The sequence below is a fragment of the Streptomyces sp. NPDC048248 genome (genome assembly GCF_043201875.1).
In the GTDB taxonomy this organism is placed as follows: Bacteria; Actinomycetota; Actinomycetes; order Streptomycetales; family Streptomycetaceae; genus Streptomyces.
The window spans coordinates 1-22,138 of record NZ_JBICZL010000042.1 but is presented as its reverse complement, the minus strand read 5'-3'; the positions used below and the strand labels follow the sequence as shown (position 1 = coordinate 22,138).

At 66.9% G+C, this 22,138-nt stretch carries 19 protein-coding genes and 1 pseudogene; 8 read left to right on the top strand and 12 right to left on the bottom strand.

The window, feature by feature from the left end; all coding sequences use genetic code 11:
• On the top strand, window positions 1–246 hold a 246-nt coding region (locus ACGFZW_RS38640), incomplete at its 5' end, for a VOC family protein (RefSeq protein ID WP_393898021.1).
• A gap of 71 nt (window positions 247–317) precedes the next feature.
• Here the strand turns inward: ACGFZW_RS38640 and ACGFZW_RS38635 are convergent.
• From ACGFZW_RS38635 to ACGFZW_RS38625, 3 genes are all read right to left on the bottom strand, one after another.
• Window positions 318–911 (bottom strand): TetR/AcrR family transcriptional regulator, encoded by a 594-nt coding sequence (locus ACGFZW_RS38635; protein WP_393898020.1) that lies wholly within the window; start codon window positions 909–911, stop codon window positions 318–320.
• On the bottom strand, window positions 908–1,471 hold the full coding sequence (locus tag ACGFZW_RS38630) for a hypothetical protein (protein WP_393898019.1): 564 nt from the start codon (window positions 1,469–1,471) through the stop codon (window positions 908–910). Before ACGFZW_RS38630 ends, ACGFZW_RS38635 begins: the two co-directional genes overlap by 4 nt.
• Window positions 1,472–1,831: 360 nt before the next feature.
• Complete coding sequence (locus tag ACGFZW_RS38625; RefSeq protein WP_393898018.1) at window positions 1,832–2,125, bottom strand: hypothetical protein; 294 nt, start codon at window positions 2,123–2,125, stop codon at window positions 1,832–1,834.
• 690 nt (window positions 2,126–2,815) lie between these two features.
• On the opposite strand from ACGFZW_RS38625, the gene ACGFZW_RS38620 reads away from it, so the two are divergent.
• Window positions 2,816–3,526, top strand: a complete 711-nt coding sequence (locus ACGFZW_RS38620) for an HNH endonuclease family protein (protein WP_393898017.1) — start codon at window positions 2,816–2,818, stop codon at window positions 3,524–3,526.
• 535 nt (window positions 3,527–4,061) lie between these two features.
• Here ACGFZW_RS38620 and ACGFZW_RS38615 read toward each other — a convergent pair.
• On the bottom strand, window positions 4,062–4,526 hold the full coding sequence (locus tag ACGFZW_RS38615) for a hypothetical protein (protein WP_393898016.1): 465 nt from the start codon (window positions 4,524–4,526) through the stop codon (window positions 4,062–4,064).
• Between the two features lie 412 nt (window positions 4,527–4,938).
• On the opposite strand from ACGFZW_RS38615, the gene ACGFZW_RS38610 reads away from it, so the two are divergent.
• A complete protein-coding gene (locus ACGFZW_RS38610) occupies window positions 4,939–5,346 on the top strand; it encodes a VOC family protein (RefSeq protein WP_393898015.1) in 408 nt (135 codons plus the stop codon).
• A gap of 53 nt (window positions 5,347–5,399) precedes the next feature.
• Here ACGFZW_RS38610 and ACGFZW_RS38605 read toward each other — a convergent pair whose 3' ends face one another.
• Window positions 5,400–5,636 (bottom strand): hypothetical protein, encoded by a 237-nt coding sequence (locus ACGFZW_RS38605; RefSeq protein ID WP_393898014.1) that lies wholly within the window; start codon window positions 5,634–5,636, stop codon window positions 5,400–5,402.
• Window positions 5,637–5,723: 87 nt separating this feature from the next.
• On the opposite strand from ACGFZW_RS38605, the gene ACGFZW_RS38600 reads away from it, so the two are divergent.
• Window positions 5,724–6,047, top strand: coding sequence for a hypothetical protein (locus tag ACGFZW_RS38600; RefSeq protein ID WP_393898013.1), 324 nt, complete (start codon window positions 5,724–5,726; stop codon window positions 6,045–6,047).
• A gap of 92 nt (window positions 6,048–6,139) precedes the next feature.
• Window positions 6,140–6,286 carry a hypothetical protein gene (locus tag ACGFZW_RS38595; RefSeq protein WP_393898012.1) on the top strand — a complete coding sequence of 49 codons (147 nt, stop codon included), beginning with the start codon at window positions 6,140–6,142 and terminating at the stop codon, window positions 6,284–6,286.
• Between the two features lie 261 nt (window positions 6,287–6,547).
• Here the strand turns inward: ACGFZW_RS38595 and ACGFZW_RS38590 are convergent, their stop codons facing one another.
• From ACGFZW_RS38590 to ACGFZW_RS38580, 3 genes are all read right to left on the bottom strand, one after another.
• Window positions 6,548–6,781, bottom strand: coding sequence for a hypothetical protein (locus tag ACGFZW_RS38590; protein ID WP_393898011.1), 234 nt, complete (start codon window positions 6,779–6,781; stop codon window positions 6,548–6,550).
• 2,946 nt (window positions 6,782–9,727) lie between these two features.
• Window positions 9,728–10,366 carry a response regulator gene (locus tag ACGFZW_RS38585; RefSeq protein ID WP_393898022.1) on the bottom strand — a complete coding sequence of 213 codons (639 nt, stop codon included), beginning with the start codon at window positions 10,364–10,366 and terminating at the stop codon, window positions 9,728–9,730.
• Between the two features lie 8 nt (window positions 10,367–10,374).
• Window positions 10,375–11,589 carry a sensor histidine kinase gene (locus tag ACGFZW_RS38580; protein ID WP_393898010.1) on the bottom strand — a complete coding sequence of 405 codons (1,215 nt, stop codon included), beginning with the start codon at window positions 11,587–11,589 and terminating at the stop codon, window positions 10,375–10,377.
• A gap of 178 nt (window positions 11,590–11,767) precedes the next feature.
• Between ACGFZW_RS38580 and ACGFZW_RS38575 the strand changes: the two genes are divergently transcribed.
• Entirely contained in the window at window positions 11,768–12,187 is a 420-nt protein-coding gene (locus tag ACGFZW_RS38575; protein ID WP_393898009.1) for a hypothetical protein, read from the top strand.
• 71 nt (window positions 12,188–12,258) lie between these two features.
• On the opposite strand, the gene ACGFZW_RS38570 is transcribed toward ACGFZW_RS38575, so the two are convergent.
• A complete protein-coding gene (locus ACGFZW_RS38570; RefSeq protein WP_393898008.1) occupies window positions 12,259–13,083 on the bottom strand; it encodes an IS5 family transposase in 825 nt (274 codons plus the stop codon).
• A gap of 704 nt (window positions 13,084–13,787) precedes the next feature.
• Here ACGFZW_RS38570 and ACGFZW_RS38565 point away from each other — a divergent pair.
• Complete coding sequence (locus ACGFZW_RS38565; protein WP_393898007.1) at window positions 13,788–18,497, top strand: RHS repeat-associated core domain-containing protein; 4,710 nt, start codon at window positions 13,788–13,790, stop codon at window positions 18,495–18,497.
• The gene (locus ACGFZW_RS38560) at window positions 18,497–19,012 is read left to right on the top strand and encodes an SMI1/KNR4 family protein (RefSeq protein ID WP_393898006.1); all 516 of its coding nucleotides are present in this window, start codon (window positions 18,497–18,499) and stop codon (window positions 19,010–19,012) included. Before ACGFZW_RS38565 ends, ACGFZW_RS38560 begins: the two co-directional genes overlap by 1 nt.
• A 304-nt stretch (window positions 19,013–19,316) precedes the next feature.
• Here the strand turns inward: ACGFZW_RS38560 and ACGFZW_RS38555 are convergent.
• The 3 genes and pseudogenes from ACGFZW_RS38555 to ACGFZW_RS38545 form a co-directional block, all read right to left on the bottom strand.
• Window positions 19,317–20,418, bottom strand: a pseudogene (locus ACGFZW_RS38555) (IS701 family transposase); the annotation flags it as partial.
• Window positions 20,419–20,786: 368 nt separating this feature from the next.
• Window positions 20,787–21,659 carry a SigB/SigF/SigG family RNA polymerase sigma factor gene (locus ACGFZW_RS38550; RefSeq protein ID WP_393898005.1) on the bottom strand — a complete coding sequence of 291 codons (873 nt, stop codon included), beginning with the start codon at window positions 21,657–21,659 and terminating at the stop codon, window positions 20,787–20,789.
• A 233-nt stretch (window positions 21,660–21,892) separates the two neighbouring features.
• On the bottom strand, window positions 21,893–22,138 hold a 246-nt coding region (locus ACGFZW_RS38545; protein ID WP_393898004.1), incomplete at its 5' end, for a VOC family protein.

Below are 22,138 nucleotides of genomic sequence, written 5' to 3'. Positions count from 1 at the left end.
CTTCGCGGAGGCGCGGTCGAAGCCGCGCCCGATCCTCATGTACGGCCCCGCTGGAACATGCACATCCAGGTATCTGACCTCGCTGAGGCGAGCGCAGCGGCGCTGGCGGCAGGCGGCACGGTGATCCCGGCTACGCCCGTGCACGGCATCGCCGGCGACCAAGCGGTCATCCGCGACCCGAACGGCGCTCTGTTCACCGTCACCGACTGCGCCTCCTCGGCCGGCCAGCGGCCCCCTGCACAGTGATCGGCCGCGCCTTCGGTCAGTAGGCCAGCCGTCGGTACTACTGCCGCCCAGCTGTCCCCTCCAGTGCCCCGCTACCGAGCCAGGGTGAGCAGGACCCTCTCCAGCATCTGTCGCAGGGCCGCCCGGTCGGTGGTGTCCGGGCCGGGGCGCGCCACCCCGTCGTACGTGAGTCCTTCGGCGAAGGCGACCACGAGCTGTCCGCCCTCTTTCGGATTCGGGCTGCCGAGCGTCGTTGCCAGCAGCTGTGCCTGGCCGACGAAGCTCTCCCGGGCGCGGGCCAGTTCGGTCCCCAGCTCCCCTTCTGGGCGGCGCGCCGTCAGGAGGATGATCTCCAAGCGGGCGCGAGTGCGGTTGCGTTGGGGGCCGAGCCAGTGGGCCAGTACGCCCGCGAAGCGGTCGGCCACCTGGTGTACCGGCGGCGCCTCGGCAAGCTCTTCGGAGACGGTCGCCGCTTCTATGTCCGCCACTTCCTCTTCGGCGATGAACGCGACCACGCCGGCGAGCAGTGCCTGCCGGGTACGGAAGTAATAGCTGGTCGACCCGGTCGGCACCTTTGCCTGCCCGTCGACCGCCCGGTGGGTGAGCCCTCGCAGGCCCTCATCGGCGATAACCGCCACCGCCGCGGTGAGCAGCGCCTGTACGCGGGGGCTTCTGGTGTTGCTCATGCGACGGCCCGCTTCCTGAGCCTGCTGAGCATCATCCGGCGGACGAGGCCGCTGAACGGCTCAATGAGACGCCAGTACCGCCCCATGGCACGACGAGCCGTCTCATCGAGGCACAAGACCCGGGTCTCGGTGACGACCCGCGTCCCGCCGCTGGCGGCGTCCGCGGTGAAGCTCATGCTGAAGGTCGCCTTCGCGTAACCGGGTTCGTCAAATGCCAGGAACTCACGCGGGCCTGTGACGTCCGGCCGGCCGTCGGCTGCTCCCATGGTCCACCACTGCCCCACGATCCCCCGGACCATCTCTCGCGGTGGGTCCTCGGCCAGCAGCAGAAAACTGTCCCGGAGGTCCTCCTCCGCTACCTCGCCACCCCCTCTCTTCAAACGGCCGAGCTGCCGCCGCACGGCGAACAGCGCCCGGACAACCGGCCCCCACCCCGCGCCGCCGGCCTGCTCCATCTCCTGCCACGCCGCCCACACCGCCTCCACCGGAGCAGGGACGACCATCTGGTGCCGGGAGTCGAAGTCCGGGCGGGGAACGAAGGTGCCTGCAAGCCCACTCATACCCGTGGACTCTACATTTGTAGAGTGCGTGGGTCCAGACAGTCGGCAGAGTCAGCGCGGATCCGCCTGCATCAGGGAAACTCGTCCTCGCGCGCGTTCCTTGGAGCGGATGAGCCCGGAGTCCGACATCGACGCCCCGGGTCATCTACCTGGCCGGATACGCCGGCGAGGGCCGGGCCGTGGGCCACCTAGGGCAGACGGCCCCGACGGGCACCGTGCCCTCCGGCTGATCTGGTAGCCGACCGGGGACCTGCTCGCCCTCCTAGACGCATCGGCCCGATCCGTGCAATGGCGCCCGCTGAAGCGGCTGGCGTTGCACTCCACGGTCAGGTCCAATGTCGCGCGCGGCGGTCGTCGTGATCAGTCCGATTTGGCGGCCAGGGCATTGAACGCTGTTACGTACTTGTTGGCCTTACCCAGTGCCGGGCCTGGTTTGACGGTGTAGCTCTTGGCCGTACCGTCCGCGAAGGTGATGTTGATGGCTGCGGCGCCCTTATTCTTGCGACCGAACGGCAGGGACAGGCCGCTGCTTGCCACGCCGCCGATGAGCCGGGTGGCGGTCCACGCCTTGTGTGCGTCGGCGAAAAGAACTCCGCGTGTGCGCCCTTGATCGGCGTGCCGTTGCTGAGAACACCGTCGTGGATCTTCGGCCACCGGTGACCCGTGGCGGCCCTGTTCAATGCCATCTCACTGCTCATCGCTTTCGCCACGGCCAGCTGAGGCTCAGCGCGCACCCTGTGCGCTTCTCGTTTGGCGCGGCGTGCGGCGCGCTTCGGGTTTCTCAGGGCCTGCTCCGCACGCCGGCGGAGGATGAACTCTGGAGTACCGGCAGCGGTCCTGGCTCGCTCGACCTCGATGGCTTCGGCCAGGTCACGGTCGTCGTCGCGGGCGCCTTTCATGATCATTCGCATCTCCGAGAGCCGCACGTATCTGCCTTCGCCAGCCTCAGCGACCCCCACATCCAGGCTACGCCGCAGCGTCCAGGGCGTCCGCCCGGTGGCCACGGTGCGTTTGGCTTGAGGAGCTTCGCCGAGGCCCGGTGCATCGCCACGATGCCCGGCGGCTGGTTCGAGGTGACTCGCAGCTGTTGCCGGTGCACCTCATGGGCGACGCCGGCCCTGCGCACGGACTGGAACTGCACCGAATGCCGCACCTGGCACGGGCCGACGCCATGCCTCACCGCGGAGGGCCTCCCGGTCGAGGGGCTGACCTCTCGGGGGTGGGGCGACCTCGTAGGGGCCGTTGACGCTCGGTGACCCAAGAACGCGCCAGATGGTGAGGGGCCCGTTGCCCTGGGTAGACGCGATGCACCTACCTCGCCTCACCCGAACACCACGGAGCTGTATGCGCCCCGCTCACCGCCTCACCGCCCTGGCATGCCCACTCCTGCTGCTGTCGATGGCCGCATGCACTGGAGATGCTTCACCAAAGAACGACCCCAAGCCGCCCTCGGCGACGGCACCCACAGCGTCCGCCCCCGCCGGCAGCAGCCTGCGACTGCCCGACGCCATCGAACAGTTGAAAGTCGCCGACGAATCTCGCACCGGATACGAGCGAGACAAGTTCCACCTGTGGATCGACGCAGACCATGACGGCTGCGACACCCGCAAGGAAGTCCTTTTCTCCGAAGCCGTGACCAAACCCCGCCAAGGCAAGAGCTGCAAACTGACCGGCGGCACCTGGCGCTCTTACTACGACGGCAAAACTGTCACTGATGCCTCCCGCCTCGACATCGACCACCTCGTCCCCCTCGCCGAAGCATGGGACTCCGGCGCCTCCAACTGGTCGGACGAGCGCCGTGAGAAGTACGCCAACGACCTCGACTCCCAACGCAGCCTCGTAGCCGTCAGCTCCGGCCCCAACCGCTCCAAAGGCGACCAGGACCCCGCCGAGTGGATGCCACCCGCCAAGGACGCCTCCTGCACCTACGTCATCGACTGGGTGACCGCCAAACTCCGCTGGAATCTCACCATCGACCACGCCGAAAACCGGGCCCTGGCCAAGCTCGCCGCCGGCTGCACCGAAGCCACCGTGAAGGTCACGCCCGCCCTCTGACCGCGAACGCCCGGCGGCGAACTGTCCATGGCCTCCGGGCGAGGCCCGCTACGAGTAGCAGCCATCAGCAGACTGGGCTGTGCGTTCTCGTGGACAAAGCCACCGCCCTCTGGACCTCGCTCTCCTGGCGCTCCCCGGAGAGTAGTGACCTCTGGAGCGGACTCGAAATGATGCGGTCTATAGACCAGGCGCATCAATTCACCGTGGCGCCCGTGCGCGTGCCGGGGCTCTCGTTGTGTCGTTGAGCAGCTGGACAACGACACCTAGAGAGAGGGATCTCGTGCTTCGTCGCATCGCAATGACGTTCGCTGCCGCTGCCGCTGCCGGGCTGATGGCAACCAGCCCGGCAGCGGCACTCGCCCCTGGAGACGGCGAAGACCCGCACGGTGTTACATACAGCGGCGCCACGGACTCGGGATACAAGACGGGTGCGTCCTACCACCACAACCGCTGGTTCGACCTCGACGACTGAGCGGCTGTGCACGCCCGGTCTCGTCGCCATATCGCAGGAATTGCAGTCGTGCCCGTGGTGGTCTCAGCGCCGGAGGCTGTAATGGGTCAGACGTGACCGGGCGTCCTTCTCGCTGAGCCCGAGGGCCTTACCGATCACGCCCCCGGACAGCTCTTCGGCCTCCGCGGCATAGACGGCTTCCCGTCCGATGCGCCCAGTGACGCGTTCCAGGGCCGCCACCGCCTTCAGTGCCGCCAGTGGCGATTCGGTGGTGAGGGCGTCGAGCTGGTTCGTCAGCCGCTCCAGCAGGTCGTTCAGTTCGCTGGGGAGCGGTAGAGAGCGTTCTTCGACGTCGGCGATGTGCTGGGCCCAGTCGTCGCGTGGTCCGGAGGTGTCGAGCTCGTGGAGACCGTCATGGTCCCGCTGGGTCCAGTCGATGGGGTAGCGGGTCGTGCCGCGCCATCCGCACGAACACGACCCCCGTACCTCCTCCGCCCGTGGCCGGCTCAGCTTGCCGTCGTAGGCCCACCACTCGGTGGTCTGGTGCATGTGACCACCGCTCCCGGTGTCCAAAAACACCGGCTTGGGTTCGCTACCGTCGGCGAGCACGGCCCCTGCCAACCCTTCGTGCGACGACCCGAACTCCTCAGTCCGCCAACCCATCACTGCGCCCTCCCCGACGATGCCAAGACCTGTCCGTGCCGACACTGCCCAAGCGGAGGCTCCAGGACCGGCGAATCCGCAAGTCCGTCACCCGCAGGGATGGCGATGACGAGGCAGAGCAGGGGTGCAGCATCGACGAGGGCTGACACGCCCAACACTGACCTCCCGGCATTGGGCTGCCGGCAGCTGGCCGATCATCTCGCTGACACATCCCGGCCCGCGTGGCAGGGTCAGCGGTGATCTGCAGGCGATCGGACGGCAGTTGAGTCCACGCACCGTCCATCACAAGGAGGGCCCGTTGAGTGTTTCCCTGCGATCAGTGGTGATCGAGTCGCAGGACCCGGTCGCCCTGGGGGCGTTCTGGAGCGCCGCCCTGGAGTCCTCGATCGACCCAGGGATGGGCGGAGTGAACATCCGGTTCGGACGGAATCAGGAACTCCTCCTTTACATCGTGGAGGGTTCCGGAGAGAAAAACCGTAAGGTCGAACCGTTCATGCACCTGGCGGCCGAGACCTCGACTCTCGACGAAGAAGCAGCGCGTCTCATGAACCTTGGGGCTGTCACACTCAAGAGACAATGGAATGTGCACACAGATCTCAATGTCGGATGGATCATTATGTCCGACCCGGAAGGAAACTGCTTCCAGCTGCTCTCCAGCGACGAAGAGGTTGCAGCTGCGGAACGCATGCTGGAATCGTGGGAGTGATGCAGCGCGGCTGGCCGAGATGAAGGGCCAGCCGCGCGACAACGTGTTATGCCTTAGCGGCAGTACACATTCACTTTCTTGCTGGAGAAAGTGTCTGTATTGGTGCGCCCCTTGTAGACCATGGCCAGGGTGCCGACGGTGACGTACTGGCGTTTGCTGACGAGATCAGCGCACTTGTAGCTGATCTTGAGGACCTTCTTCTTGCAGCTGGTCCAGCCGGCGTCCTCTCCTGCGCCAGATCGACCGCGCCACTTCGCCCGCCACCGCCCCGCACCGCCGACGCCGCCCACCTGATATCCCTCCAGCGCACCCGCGCCAACAACTTCACCCCCACCGCACTACTGGCAGGCCAGTGGCTGCAGATCACCGGCTGGTGGATGCTCGCCGCGCACGGAACCCTCGCGGCCCCGGCGGCCGCGGCCGGCGTAGCCGTCCAGTTCCGTCACCTGCAGGAGATCAGCCACGCCGCCGTCCACGGCGTCCTGGCACACACCGCCCGCGCCAACCTGCTGCTCGCCGAGGTCTTCGCCCACCTGCCGCTCGGCCTGGGACCCGTAGCGCTGCGGCGCCGCCGACACGTACCAGACCACTACCCCCACGCCACCCAGGCCGCCGCCCCAACCTCGCCGAGCCCCACCGGGGCGGACTGCGCCCCGGCGCCGGACGCCTGCGCCTGGCCGTCGCACTCGTCCACCCGCTGACCGCCCGCGGCATCCGCGCCACGCTCGCCGGCCTGGCCGCGGGCCTGCACCGCTCCCCCGCCCGCGGGCGCCGGCCCGCCGCCGTCGCCGCAGTGCTCGCCGCCGCCTACCTGGCCGGCGGCTGGCCGGGCCTGGTCTGCGGCGTGCTCATCCCGCGTCTGCTCCTGTATCCGCAGCTCGCCTGGATGCCACTGCTGGTGGAACACACCTGGTTCGACGCCGAACCCCGCACCGGCTGAGGTTCACGCCAGCACCGTGAGCGTGGGCGCCCGGCGGCACACTGACCGCCCGGCCGCGCGGGCGAGGCCGACTACGAGTGGCAGCCACCAGAGACTGATGCGCGCCCTCTCAAGCGCTTCTGCTGCATCGCGACCAGGTGCGACCAGACCGCTACCGCTGATCACCAGCCAGCACCACGCGTTGGCCGGGCCTCGTCCCACACCTCACCTACAAGCGCGCCGCAGCGGTCCCAAGGAAGTGCAGTCGTTCCCGTGGTGGTCTCACTGCCGGAGGCTGTAGTGGGTGAGACAGGACCGGGCGTCCTTCTCGGTGAGCCCGAGGGCCTTACCGATCTCCTCCCAGGACAGCTCTTCAGCCTCCGCTGCGAAGGCAGCCTGCCTACCGACGCGCCCCGTGATGCGTTCCAGAGCCGCCACCGCCTTCAACGCCGCCAGCGGCGCGGCCGTGGTGAGGGCGTCGAGCTGGTTCGCCAGCCGCTCCAGCAGGTCATCCACTTCGCTGGCAGCGGTACGGAGCGTTCTTCGACGTCGGCGTTGTCCGCTGCCGGGAGCGGGGGGGGCTGCCCTCGCGGCGCCGTTGTTCGCGGTCGGGGCAGAGCTTGCAGGGTTGTCCGGTGTCGAAGTCTGTGCCGTCTTCGCAGCGGCCCCAGGCACACACGTGGCGGGTCAGCAGGAAGATGACGACCCCGGGGTAGCTCCCGATGTCTCCCGAGAAGAACCCACCCACCCCCGGCCGTTAGCCGCGGACCTCCCATCGGTCGGCTACGGCACGTCGACCGGCGCCAACAAGGCGCAGGATCCACCTCGTTCTGCAGCCACAGTGCGGACGGCATCTCGTGGAGTGGCGTTTCTGGCGGGGTTGAGCCACTCCGAGCCGAAGCTGGCGCTGAGCGCCACCGAACCCTTGGGCTGGCGCCTCTGGCCGACCGCTGGCTCGACGATGGTGTCAGCGAGCAGGAAGCCCGCTCCCTGCTCACCGCAGGGCTACCACCCGTAGTGCACTGCGCACGCGCCTTCCTTACCAACCGCCTCACGCGCAAACTGCCCCCACACCGCACCCGCCCCCAGACCTCCCAGGCATCCGCGCCGTTGGCGGAGTGCGTCCACTGCAGGGACCCGCTGCCCCGAGGCCGGCAAGCCACCACATGCACCCGCTGCACAGGAACAGCCACCACCCCGACCGCAGCCCCCACCACGGCAGTGACAGCCACCCAAGTAGCAGCCCTGCGCAGGGCACTACGCAGCACACCGTCCGCAGCCCCATCTCCCACGTGACCCGCCGGGCAGGGGAGCGGGGGATATGACGCAGAGACAGTTATGGCCACCTGCGCAGTGGTGATGGCCGTCGCGTCATTTGTTGTCTCGGTCTGGCAGGCGCGCTTGACACGCCTGCACAACCGCCACCCAGTGCGGCCCGTTCTTCAGTTGCATCGCGTCATCCACCAGGGGGCCCTGTCAGGGTAAGGCTCATCAATGCCGGCCTCGGACAAGCCGTCATCGTCGGCGCCTTGGTGATCCTCGACGGCAACGTCATCGGCCGTTGGGATGAGACCCTCGGCTGACAGATGCGGGCTGAGCTGCCCGAACATCTCAACGCCGTACGTTTTGGGGACGAGGAAGTAATCGCCGGCGGATACAGCGAATACTTGCCGTCTACCTCTATATACGAAGCACGCATCTACTCCCCCATCAAGCATGTCCTGACCCCCGCCTCACTTCCAGGGGGCCTTCAGCACCCCTCAATGAGTCAGGTCACCGGCGCCTGCCCCCTCTGTCCTGCTCTGGGCAGGCAGAGAGCCTTGGCCTGACGTGCACCTGACGCACCTCTGCCCCAGTCTGCGCCCACCGCCGAAGAGTCGGGCGACGAGGCCCGGCCGCACCTGTCCACGCTCATGGCGAAGGCTGGCTCACCGTCGACGCGGAACGCTCCCTGAAGCTCTCCAGGATCGCTCAGACGGCTTTCTCCAGCCCGCGTGACGTCGGGGGCGCGAGGCATGAGAACGCCCCGTCCGCGGGCCGCTGGGGCTCACGAACGGGGTTACGCGCGAGTGATGAGCGTTTACTGCCTCCCGCAGATGTTGCACGGGAAGGACTGCTGACTGACGCAGCGCCCGTCATCGTCGTATTCGTAGACGGTTACCTTGCTACCGGGACAACCGGGGGTCGATCCGCACGGAACTGGCTGGTCCTGGCGATGGCCCATAGCGGAACTCAGCAATTTGAGAGGTTGTCGGTTTCCACTTCCCTTGGCAGGAGCCGCACCACGACAGCCATTCGTCGTCCCCGTTCCTTGTGGTCGTCGTGTCCTTCCACAGGTACGAGCGCCCGCATTGAGGCTTCGGGCAAACGGGAGGCTGAGGCATGGGTTGCCTTTCGTCGGCAGGGCGCAGGCTCATATGCCTACGCTTCCGCGGCTCCTGTTTGTGAACTGAATTCGGCGACGCCCAGTCGAACGGGTGACGCGCCTATTCAGACCCCCCCGGCTGACCGAACTCACATCATGAGGGCCGGACGGGAGTCTGTTGGCGGCCGCCCTGGGAGGCTCCAGACCGCCCAGGACGACCGCCGTTCCACACGCGCGCACGCTGCACACCGGCGGTGCGGAGCCCCCGGCCTTAGATCACTCCCACGGGGGGCGCCAGCTTCGTACAATGCCGACGGCGAGAACGAACGCCAACGCGATGAGGCACGTCATGTAGGTGATAAGGCGGCCGGCGCGGCGCGGCTCAGGCATGGCGGACTTGGGCGAGGGCCTCGCGGGCGCGCTGGTCGGACTCGCCGAATGTTGTGACCGAGTAGCCGCGGCCTGCGCGATGCGCTGTGGCTGGTCCTGAGCTGATTGAGGCAGACACCACAAATGTGAAGTTGTCCGGCGCGGAGGTCGCTCCGCGGCTGAAGGTGTCACCACGCACCGGACAGCGCGTGCTTGGGCAGGCCAAAGAGGTCCATCAAGCGCGTGAGCAGGAGACGGCCCAGCGGCAAGGCCGGGCGCATTTGAGGTCGGTCGTCGGCCACAGGTGACCGGTCGGGTGCATCGACGGGGGACCTGGCCCGACTGATGAGGCGCCGATTCCGTCCCCCGGACCGGCCATGGACGATGGCAGCTTTGCATCTTCGGCCATCGGCCACACGTATTCGTGGCCGATCGGCCACGACAGCCCGCCTGCATGCTCCCCGGCGGCGAGGGCGGTCCCCGACCAGGCCGGACAAAGTCCTCGCCGGCGGGGCGTAGGGGCCAGCAGTGCCACCGGATTCGCCGAGACAGCGGGGTCGGCAGGCCGCCCCGCCTTCGACCGCGAGATCTGCAAGCAGCGCAACACCGTCGAGCGGCCCATCAACCACCTCAACAGTGACGAGGCGTCGCCATCCGCTGCGAGAAGACCGCAACCATCTACCTACCATGACGCCACAGAGCCGGCATCCCGCCCGCAAACGAAACCGCTAGCCGCCCGCTCCCAAGAAGTGCAGTACCGCCAGCACCCGCCGGTGGTCCGCGCTCGCCCTCGGCAGGTCGAGTTTGGCCAGGATGTTGTTGATGTGCTTGGCGACTGCGCTCTCGCTCACCACCAGTTGTGCGGAGATGCCCGCGTTGGAGCGTCCCTCGGCCATCAGGGCGAGGACGTCGCGTTCGCGTCCCGTCAGTCGTTCGAGGGGATCGCTCGACCGCCGCACCAGCAGCTGGGCGACAACCTGCGGGTCCAGTGCCGTGCCGCCGGCTGCCACCCGCCGCAGGGCCTCGATGAACTCCTCAACATCCGCGACGCGTTGCTTGAGGAGGTAGCCCACTCCGCTCGTGTTTGTGGCGAGCAGAGCCGTCGCGTACCGCTCCTCGACGTATTGGGAGAGCAGCAACACTGCTGTGTCAGGCCACTGTTGACGTATCGAAAGCGCAGCCCGCACCCCCTCGTCCGTGAAGCCGGGGGGCATCCGAACGTCCACCACGGCGATGTCCGGCCGGTGGTCTTCGACCGCAGTGAGCAGGCCCTGGGCATCTCCTGCTTCCGCCGCCACCTCGAACCCGGCCATTTCCAGCACCTTGACCAGACCGATCCGCAGCAGGACGGAGTCCTCGGCGATCACGGCGCGTCTCACATCGGGCACGGCAGCTCCACGCTCATCATGGTCGGGCCCCCCATGGGGCTGCTCATCCGGAAGGTTCCGTCCACCGAACGCACGCGCTGGGCGAGCCCCGTCAGGCCGCTCCCGCGGGTCGGATCGGCTCCGCCCACACCGTCGTCTGCGACCACCACCCGAAGTATCTCGCCCATGCGGGTGACCGTCACATCGGCCCGGGTCGCTTTCTGCGCGTGCTTGGCGACATTGGTCAGGGCCTCCGAGACGACGAAGTAGGCGACGGCCTCGACTGCCGGTTCGGCCCGCGACGGCAGGTCGACCCGTAGCCGTACGGGCAGCGGGGCGCGGGCCGCGAGCCCCGACAGCGCCGCGTCCAGACCCAGTTCGTCCAAGACCGCCGGATGGAGTCCGCGCACGAGGTTGTTCAGCTCCTCGATCGCGTCCTTCGCCTCACGGTGCGCCGCCTCGATGACGTCCCGCGCCTCCGGCGGCAGATCTGTCAGTGTCGCCTTGGCCAGGCCCAGGTTAAGCGCGAGGGACACCAGGCGCTGTTGCGCTCCGTCGTGAAGATTCCGTTCGATACGCCGCCGTTCGGCGTCCGCCGCGTCCACCGCGCCGGCCCGGCTCTCGGTGAGGTCTTCGACCCGCCGTTCCAGCTCGTCGGACTGGCTTACGCCCAGCACCGCCCGCCCGACCAGGTTCTCCAGCCGTACGAGCCCCGCGGCCAGCACCGGAACCGCGGCCAGCATCGCGAGCCCAAGCACGGTGAGGTAGGTGGCCTGGGTGGTGTAGCCACGGTGCTCGATTCGCCACTGCGCCGGCACCAGCCACACCCACACCAGGACCGACGCCGCCGCGAGTCCCACGGACAGCAGCGCCATGAGCAGAAGTTCCAGCACTCCGAGCAGAGGCCCGACCAGCCAGTTGTAGCCGAATTGCCGCTTCGTCTCCGCGAACCGCAGCCGCGGCAGGTCCACTCCGCACAGTGCCCTGAACCGCCAGCGCTGAGCTTCGGTCAGCCCGTATCCCGCGGTGATGAGCAAGCCTGTCGGGGCCAGAAGGATCACCGGGGCGTCGGAGGAGGTCCCGGCAACGGTCCTGCCCGCAAGGATCAGTATCCACAAGAGCAGCAGTGGAGTGACGAGGTGCAGCGGCACCCCGGCGGCGATGAAGCCCACGTCGCGTCGCAGTCGCCCTAGAGCGCGGCGAAACCGGGGGGAAATGGTCATGATCAAAAGATAGATGGCGACCTCGGAACGAGGCCATGAATCCTGTGTCCGGAACGGGGGTGTAGCTGGTGCCACCCCAAGTCGGAAGGGGACGCTACTGACGGGCAACGCCTGGAACCGGAGTGTTGATCCGTGAGCCCGAAGGACGGGTACACGACAGCCGAAGGAGACACCTTCCGTGACACTCGCCGCCCCCAACTCCCGTTGCCAGGACCACAGTTCCACCTCGCACGGCACGGCCGATGGACGCTGGCAAGGACGCATCCTGGCGGGCGCGGGCCTTGCCCTGCTGCCGTGGCTCGGCTATCTCGCGGGAACAATACCGCCCAAGGAGGCGGCGGCCTGGGTGGCCCTGGACGCCCTGGAGGCTGCCTGCCTCCTGGCGGCCGGCATCCGCCTCGTGCACGCAGACCCCCGTCACCGCGCCTCGGCGGCTGCCGCGGCACTTCTCCTCGTCGCCGACGCCTGCATCGACGTCGCCACGGCCGCCCCCGGCGCGGAACTGGTCGGCGCTCTCGCCATGGCACTCGGCGCGGAACTCCCCCTGGCGGCGCTGTGCACGGTCCTCGCCGTACGCTCCCCCGCAACGAGCCGATGAAGTCGCGACCGCGCTCTGACCTAATTCCTTCTTAGTGAGCGTTTGATTCTCGGTTGTCTGTTTCATTTGGCTTAGCTGTCGCGCCAGTTGGTGGTGGCTTCCTGGGTGAGGCGGCGGGTCATGAGGTTGATGCCGGCCAGTTGGATCATGGCGGCTGATCGGTGTGGGTGGGTTTCGTAGTCGCGGGCCAGGCGGCGGTGGTGCATGAGCCAGCCGAGGGTGCGCTCGATGACCCAGCGGCGGGGCTGGACGTGGAAGCCGCGGGTGGTGGGGTCGCGTTGGGCGATTTCGAGGTCGATGCCGAGGTCGGCGGCGTGTTCCACGGCTTTGGTCTTGTAGCCGTTGTCGGCCCAGGCTTTGGTGATGGTGGGGTGGCGCTGGCGGACTTGAGTCAGGAGTTGGGTGCCGGCGGCAGAGTCGTGGACGCTCGCGGCGGTGACGGTCACGGCCAGTAGGAGGCCGAGCGTGTCGGTGACGATGTGCCGCTTGCGACCGATGATTTTCTTTGCCGGGTCGATGCCTTGGCTGGTCAGGTGGACGGTGGCGGAGGTTTTGATGCTCTGGCTGTCGATCAGGCAGGCGCTGGGGTGGCTCGAGCGGCCTTCGGCCTGGCGGACTTTGCCGCGTAACAGGCCGGTGAGCTGGTCGAAGGTCCCGTCGGTTTCCCAGAGTGCGAAGTAGCCGTAGACGGTCTGGTGGGGAGGGAAGTCGTGGGGCAGGTAGCGCCAGGGGATGCCGGTGCGGTCGACGTAGAGGATGGCGTTCATCAGGGCGCGCAGGTCGTGGGTGGGCTTGCGGATGCCGTTGCGGGCCTGACGCCAGGCTTCGAGGGTGGGGCGGATGAGTTCCCAGCGGGCGTCGGACAGGTCGCTTGGGTAGGGCCGTGAGGGCTGCATGATGTCTGGGTATGCGGTGGTGGCCGGCCTGGGCAGGGCGTGTGCAGGAGTGTCGGTTGCACCGGGGGGGGCGTTCTCAATCTCGCGTGGACCGGTAGTTTTCTAAATGAGACGGGAGTTTGTGTGTGGAAACCGGCGCACAACTGGTCCGCTGATTACCGCAGAAGCCATATTTCCGACGGATCGCTTGGGTTGGCGATCACGCCTGGCCTCCCAAAATCGCCATGAACTGGCCGTTAAGCGAACCAAACGCTCACTAAGCTCTACCGCTGCTTGAGCCTCTCGCAATGTCAGCAGTGGCAGGCGCGTCTCGTCGCCGTCGACCACGCCGTCCACCAACGCCGGTAGTCGATCGTCCATGTCACCTCTGCCCAATGCCTGACGCTCCACGTGGTCACGCTCGCGCTCTCCACCGGCGCACCGCCCAGTGGGTCCGTCCTTTGGCTCAGGGGTAACGCGGCATCGGCACTCCGCACCAGCTCCGCCGACGGGGTCCGCCGCCGGAGCCCCTACAGGAGCCGGCATAAGACAGCGGACTGGGGAGCGAGGCGTGGGCGACCTATTTCCGCCTTGAGGAACCATCCGCCTAGGTGAGAGCGTGTGATCATCTGACTAATAGTTACGGGGGCTGTTTTCGCATGGGTGTTGTGCTGCCTGGGTGGGCGGACGAGGTACTCGACATCATCGGGGTCTCCTGGCCCAACGTGGACGAGGACGACTACCGCCAGATGGCCGACGCCATGCGGGAGTTCGCCGACGACATCGACGACGGCGCGAACCAAGCGCACACCGCTATCCAGGGACTCGTCTCCTCCGCAGGCGGCTCGGTGGCCGTCGAGGCACTCAATGCCCACTGGAGCAAGATCAACGGCACGCACCTGAAGAACCTGGGGGAGTGCGGCCGCATGGCGGCCACCGCCCTGGACGGCGTCGCCGTCCTCATCGAGGGCGCCAAGCTCGGCGCGATCGTCCAACTCGGCATTCTGGCGGCCGAGGTGATCGCCGCGCAGGCTGCGGCTCCGTTCACCTTCGGACTCTCCGAGCTCGGTGCACTGGCCGCCACTCAGGCCACCCGCGTCATCGTCAAGCGGCTGTTCAAGGAGGTCTGCCAGCAGGTCGCGGAACAGGTCATCAGCATGGCCCTCACCCCCGTGGAGGAAGCGCTCGGCTCGATGGTCGGAGACCTGGTCGTCCAGCTGGGCGCCAATGCCCTCGGCGTCCAGGACGGCGTGGACCTCGGACAGACGGCCAAAGCCGGCAAGGAAGGCTTCAACCAGGGCGTCCAGGGCGCCAAGGACTCCGCGAAATCAGCCGCTGACAACCCGATGGAACTCCTCAGCGCCGGCCGTCGCGGGGGCGGGGGCGGCGGTTCGGGCCCCGGGGGCTCTGGCGGCAGTGGGTTCAGTCATGATCCTGAGGAACACGAGCGGGTGGTGACCGGTCTGCAGAGTGCGGGCGGGACCTTCCGTAACAAGGCCGGTAGCAAGATTGGCCGGGCCAAGAGCCACCATGGGCGCACCCGCGGCAAGGACGCTATCGCCGACGCGGCCAATGCCATGCTCGACAAGGTCATCGACGGTATCGAGAAGGGCCTCACCAAGGCCGCTAAGCACCTCGACGACAGCATGACCCGCGGTATCAAGCAGATGGCCAAGAACCACCAGGACAACGACAAGGGTCTGGCCGACCACTTCAAGGGTCTCGGCAAGAACGACAAGAAGGATCCCAAAGCCCCGAACTCGAACGGCTCGAGCGGCTCTGGCAAGGGGAACCAGCGCGGGGGCAATGGCAAGGCCCGGCAGCAGCTCGACAAGGAACACCCGAACAACAATTCACGGGTGGACCTCACCAAGAAGGGTTGCGGTGACCCGGTGGATGTGGCCACTGGGCGGGTCTACCTGCGCGAGGTAGACATCGCGCTCCCCGGCAGCATGCCCTTGACCTTCAGCCGCAAATTTGAGTCCTCCTGCAGGGTCGGCAGGACTGTGGGTCCTTCCTGGACTTCGACGGTCGACCAGCGCCTGGAGTTCGACGAACAAGGCGTCATCCTTGTGACCGAAGACGGCATGCTTCTTCCCTACCCGCTCCCCAGCATCGGCCAGCAGGTTCTGCCGCTGCGCGGCCCCAGGTGGCCCCTGGAAGTGACAGAGCAGGGAGACTGGTCCATCCATGACCCCGGCAGTGGCTATACCCGCTACTTCACCGCGGCTTCGCACGCGAGTGGACTAGGTCTTCTTGACGAGATCACGGACCGCAACGGCAATCACATCACGTTCGACTACGACGACGAGACCGGTGTACCGCTGTCCATCCGTCACTCAGGTGGCTACCACCTTAAATTGACCACTGATGAGCAGGGGCTGCTCACCTCGTTGCAACTGGCTGGGGAAGGCGAGGCCGGCGCTGATCTCGTTGTGACGTCGTACGAGCACGACGAGTCCGGCAACCTCACCGCGGTCGTCAACTCCACCGGTCTGCCCAATTGCTTCGAATACGACGAACAGCACCGCATGACGGCGTGGGCCGACACCAACGGCAGCCGGTACGAGTACACCTACGACCAGCACGGACGCTGCATAGCACAGGGCGGTAGCGAAGGACACCTGCGCTACCGCTACGCCTACGAACCTGTCGACCCGGAAACTGGGCACCGTGTGGTCGCGGTGACCAACTCGCTGGACCACCTCACGCGCTACAAGATCAACGAACGCCTCCAGGTCGTGGGTGAGACCGATCCCCTGGGTCACACCACCTCGACCCGCTACGACAGTTTCGACCGGGTACTCAGTGTGACCGACGCACTCGGGATCACCACACGTTACGAAAGGGACGAACGCGGCCACCTGACAACCGCGTATCTCCCGGACGGGACGCAGACCCACGCCATCTACAACGACCTCGGCCTGCCCACCCAGATCACCGAAGCCAACGGCCAGACGTGGCGCTACACCTACGACGAACGCGGCAACCGGCTCACTCAGACTGACCCGACCGGCGCTACCATCCACTGCACCTACAACTCCGCGGGCCACTTGACCGCCGTCACTGACCCGCTTGGGGAAACCACCCAGCTCGTCAGTAACGCCGCAGGCCTCGTCACCGCGGTCGCCGATCCGAGTGGTACGAGCACCACTTGCGTCCGGGATGGATTCGGCCGCATTGTGCAGGCCACCGACGCTTCTGGCGCCGTCGTACACCAAGGCTGGAACGTCGAAGGACAGCGCACCTGGCGCCAGCTCGCCGACGGCACACGCGAGAGATGGGAGTGGGACGCAGAGGGCAATCTCACCAGCCACACCGACCGGGTCGGGCGAACCACCACCTTCGCCGTCGATGCGTTTGACCAACTGGCCTCCACAGCAGCCCCCGACGACAGCCGATACTGCTTCGGCCACGACGCCGAACTGCGACTGACGACGATCACGGGTCCCGACGGCCGCAGCTGGCACTACCACTACGACCCCGCCGGGCGTCTGGCAGCTGAGACCGACTTCGACGGTCGCAGCATGACCTACCAGCACGACGCCGCCGGACGCATCACCGCGCAGACCAACCGCGCCGGCCAGTCCCTGCACTTCGAGCGAGACGTTCTCGGCCGCGTCGTGCGCCTCACCAGCGATGACGGCACGACTGACTCGGTCTTCCAGTACGGCCCCTCAGGGGCGATGACACAAGCAAGCAACGCTGATGCACAGCTCACCGTGACGCACAGCCAGACCGGTCAACCGGTACAGGAGGACGTCAACGGCCGCCGCTTGACGCGTGAGTACGACGCCGTGGGGCGGCTCACAGGACGCCGGACCCCCCTCGGCTCAGTAAGCCGGTGGGAATTCGACGCAGCAGAAGATGTCGTCTCCTACCAGGCATCCAGCCACCAGCTGCGCTTCACTCACGATCTCTTTGGCTGCGAGACCAGCAGAATCCTCGACGGCATACTCAGCGTGGACCACGCCTGGGACATAAACGGCCACGTCACTCGCCAAGCGCTGCGCACAACGGGTGCAATGCACGAGCGCCACTACAGCTACAGCCCTGACGGGAGCCCTCTCTCGTTGCGTGACCATGTGACAGGCCAACGCACCGTCAGCCGGGACGATGTCGGCCGCATCGTCGCAGTGGATGCCGACCGTGGAGGAGAGCAGTACCAATACACCGCGGCTGGAGACCAGGCCTCAGCGAGTTGGCCGTCCCACCTGCCAGGACAAGCCGCAGTCGGCGAACGGGTATACCGCGGCTCCCTCATCAGCCGGGCTGGAAGGACCCACTACCAGCACGATGAGCAAGGACGGCTCCTCACTCGCCAGCGCACTAGCCTCAGCGGCAAGACGAGCACCTGGCGCTACACCTGGAATGCCGAGGACCGGCTCACTGCTGTCACCACACCAAGCGGGCTTACATGGCAATACCTTTATGACCCGCTAGGGCGCCGCATAGCCAAGCAGCGCTACGACAGCAACCGCCAGATGACCGAGGAAACGGTCTTCACCTGGGACGGGCACCTCCTGGTGGAGGAGTCCACCCGCCGCACGGGCGCCCCCACGTTTCAGGTCACCAATTGGGACTACCTCGGCGACCGGCCCATCACCCAGACTGAGCGCACGCTCGACACAGGTGACGGGCGGGAAACCGCCCGCCAGTTTTACCTCATCATCACCAGCCCGAACGGCACCCCGACCGAACTGGTCGATGAACGCGGTGGCATCGCTTGGAAGGCCGACAGCACACTCTGGGGTCTCACTGCATGGGACCGCAGCAGCACCGCCTACACGCCCCTGCGGTTCCCCGGCCAGTATTTCGACCGCGAGACCGGCCTGCACTACAACGTCAATCGCTACTACGACCCGGAGACCGGCCGATACCTTTCTCCGGACCCTCTCGGGCTGGTACCGGCCGCCAACCCATACACCTACGTCGACGACCCCCTCGCACATACAGACCCCCTGGGCCTGGCCAAGAAGTGCCGTGACGACATCACCTGGGGCGGCCGTGTCCAGTGGGGCCGAGACCAGCACGGGCGTCTTGAGACGATGAGGGCGACGGTCGAGAGGGACATGCTAGGCGAAGGCACCAGCGCCAGATCAGATAAGCTCCCGCCCGGGTTTACAGGCCAGCCTCTCGGGCAGGCTCGAGGCCATATGCTCGCTGCCATGCTGGGGGGTACCGGTGACGATCTCACCAACCTCTTCACCATCACCCACAGGCCGGTGAACACGCCAGACATGCGCGGATATGAGTTCCAGGTCAGAAATGCGGTAAGGGACAACGGAGACGTTGTCCACTACAACGTCCGCCTTGAGTACGATAATGACGCCGCCAAGATCCCCAGGTACATACATCTTGAAGCCACTGGACGCGGCGGTCCGATATTCCAGAACGTGAAGTTGGAAAACCCTGCCTGGCTACAGGAGCCCTGATGAACGACCTGCACCGCCTCCAGCAGCTCTGCCCTCCACCGGGGTCGAGCCACCCCCACATCGACTGGACCGCCGTCGAAGACGCGCTGGGCACTCAGCTGCCCAGCGACTACAAGGAACTCGTCGAATCTTACGGAAGCGGTAGCTTCAAGGATTTCCTCGGCGTCCTCCAGCCCGATGCCGCATACGAAGCTCTCGACATCGTGAAGGTGACACCAGGAGCACGCAGCGCGGTAGAGAAGATGAGCGAGTGGGTCGAGCCCCCCTGCCCGCCGCGTCAGCTCCAGCCCGTCGCTGTCACGAGCAATGGTGATGACATCTTCTGGCTGATGGACCCTCCCGAGGACCCGGACAGCTGGAAGGTGACAGTGAACGACTTGGACAGCGAGGAATGGTTCGTCTCCGAAGGCGGCTTTACCGCGTTCGTTCTCGGCTTCTGCACCAACGACGTGGTCGTCCCCAGCTTCCCTGACGACCTCCTTGAAAAGCCAGCGTCCTTCACCCCCACCCCATGAGCTAGTACTCCAGCCGGACTTCGGTGTATGTCCTGGTCATGGGCTTGAGCGTGGAGATTTTAGCGGGGTGATGCCGGGTGCGGGGCGGGTTCGCCCTGCCTGTCCCGCCAACGAGTGACCGCGCCGTGTGTAGTGACAGCGGCGGGATCGAGCCTGGTGCCGGCGGCGCCATCTCGACCAGTTCACCGCGTGGTTGCCCTGTCGAGGAGGACGCCGGTGGGTAGTTGCCAGTAGATGGCGGATCTCGGCCGGGGTGAGGTCCACGAGGTCGGGCGTGTCTTGGTCGCTCCCCCCTTTGCCGTTCCTGGGCGGCGGTGACGGCCAAGAACGCGTGGGCGAGCATGGCGAGGGTGATGTGCCGGTGCCAGCCGACGTAGCGGCGGACTTCGTACTGATCCAGGCCGCATTCATTCTTCGCGCTCTGGAAGCATTCCTCGATCTTCCAGCGGCAGCCGGCGATCCGCACAAGATCGTCGACGGTGGCGTTCAAAGGGGCGGATGCGAGGAAGTAGGCGAGCTCGTCGGGCTTGGTGATGCTGCGGCGGGCGAGCATCCAGCGTTGCCGGGTGGGCTCATCCCCGTCGAACTCCCAGACCGTCGGCAGGCGGGCGGCAGCCCAGTCGTAGAGCCGCGGTCCTTTGGCGCCGTCGCCGCAGGAGAGCCTCTGCCATGCCTCAACGGGGGCCTGGCCGATGAGGTGCTCGATGCGGGGGCCGTGGACCTGCTGGGACTTGGGCACCGCCACGACGTAGGACAGGCCGGCGTCTTCCAGGAATCGCCGGAAGCGGGAATCCTGCCCGTAGGCGGCGTCTGCCGCGACCCAAGTGACGGGCAGCGGCGAGGTAAGGGCCCGTTGGACCATGGCGCGGGCCAGTTCGTTCTTGGTCGCGAATCGGCGGTTGAGGGATGCGGGCGGCGCGGCAGCGTTCGGGATCGTCGGTCCAGGACTTGGGCAGGTAGAGCTCGCGGTCGACCAGAGCGTGACCGCGGGTGGTGGCGTAGACGGCGAAGACACCGATCTGGCAGTTCTCGGTGCGGCCGGCGGTGCCGGAGTGCTGCCGTTGCACCCCAGCTGAGGTGATGCCCTTCTTGACGAAGCCCGTGTCATCGATGATCAGGATGCCGTCGTCGGGGCCGAGGTGTTCGGCGACGTAACTCTGCAGGTCGTCGCGGATCTCGTCAGCCTCCCAACGGCTCTTCGCCAGGAGGTGCTGCAGGCCGTCAGGGGTGGAGTGCCCGGCGAACTCGGCCAGTTGCCAGGAGTTTTTGCGCCCGACGGGTCCGAGCAGGCCCCGCACGTAGTCCCGCATCCGGCGTCTGGGCTCGACGCGGGGGAAGCGGTGCCCGATCCGCAAGAAGAGTTCTTCCAGCCCTTGTTCCCACACGGTGGCAGGTGCGTCATCGATCACATGCAATGACTGTCCCGCCGCTGTCACTACACACGGCGCGGTCACTCGTTGGCGGGACAGGCAGGGCGAACCCGCCCCGCACCCGGCATCACCCCGCTAAAATCTCCACGCTCAAGCCCATGACCAGGACATACACCGAAGTCCGGCTGGAGTACTAGCCGGGGTTATGGGCCAACGTCGGCGATGGGACGTGCCTAGCCCGTAGACGGCGCGCTCCGGTCGTAGGGCAGTGCGAGGCGCCAGGGCCCACTTCCTGCCACGCCGAAATGTGTCCATACGCCGCCGGGCGAGTCAGCACTGGCGTTGCGGGCCAGCGGCCGAACCGCCCCAGGCCGCATCCCCAGTTGGGCGCGGCCCGGGTGTGCTCATGCGTCGGTGAGGAGGTTTTCGCGGAGGGTGGCGTAGGTGCGGGCTAGGAGGCGGGAGACGTGCATCTGGGACAGGCCCATCTCCGCACCGATCTCGGTCTGTGTCAGCTCAGCGCCGAAGCGGAGTTCAAGGAGGGTGCGCTCGCGCTCGTCCAGCCGGGCCAGGTGCGGCTTGAGTGCGTGGAGGTTCTCGGCGAGTTCGAGGGCGGGGTCTTCGTCGCCGATCAGGTCGGCGACCAACCCGGTCTGCTGCTTGCCGCCGGCTTCGATGGGCCGGTCGATGGAGTCGGCGTCGTAACCGTTGCAGGCGACCAGTCCCTCGATGATCTCCTCCTCCGAAAGCTCCAGGTGTGCCGCGAGGTCGGCGACGGACGGTTCTGCGATGCCTCGCCCCTCCAGCTGTTCGCGGGCGCGGGCAAGGTCGACGCGCAGCTCCTGCAGGCGCCGCGGGACGTGCACGGACCAGGTGGTGTCGCGGAAGAACCGCTTGATCTCCCCGGTGATGTAGGGGATCGAGAAGGTGGTGAACTCGTTCTCCAGCGATACGTCGAAGCGGTCGATGGCCTTGATCAGACCGATCGTGCCGACCTGTACGACATCTTCCATCTCCTGCCCGCGGCTGCGGAAGCGGCGCGCGACGTAGCGCACCAGCGACAGGTTCATCTCGATGAGAGCGTTGCGCGCGTACTGGTACTCCGGCGTGCCTTCTTCCAGGTCCGCCAGCCGGTCGAAGAACAGCTTCGACAGGCGACGTGCGTCCTGCGGGGCGACGCGCTTTGTGTCATCCACCACGGGCAGAGAAGCCTCAAGTGACTCGGGCGCGGCGTCCGCCCCCGCGATCTGCTCCTGCGCTACTGCCGTCGCCGCCATGACTGCTCCTCCGCTCGCGCGTGCTTGCTTGTCACGTTCCCGCCTTACCTGACGCTCCGACGTAAAACCTGTGGGGTGTCGCACGTGCCGTCTTCGTGCCTTGGGCTCACCAACTCGCTTCGAACGCAGGTGTTTCGCATTGCGAAGAGCGTTCGCTGTGAAGCGCCGCACTGCAGAGCACCCCGGGCCCTTCCCCCGCCGCAGTGCGCCGGAGCGTGCTCAAGCGCGGCCGATCACTGTGCAGGGGGCCGCTGGCCGACCGAGGAGGCGCAATCGGTGACGGTGAACAGAGCGCCGTTCGGGTCGCGGATGACCGCTTGCTCGCCCGCGATGCCGTGCACGGGCGTAGCCGGGATCACCGTGCCGCCTGCCGCCAGCGCCGCGGCGCTCGCCTCAGCGAGGTCAGATACCTGGATGTGCATGTTCCAGCGGGGCCGTACATGAGGATCGGGCGCGGCTTCGACCGCGCCTCCGCGAAG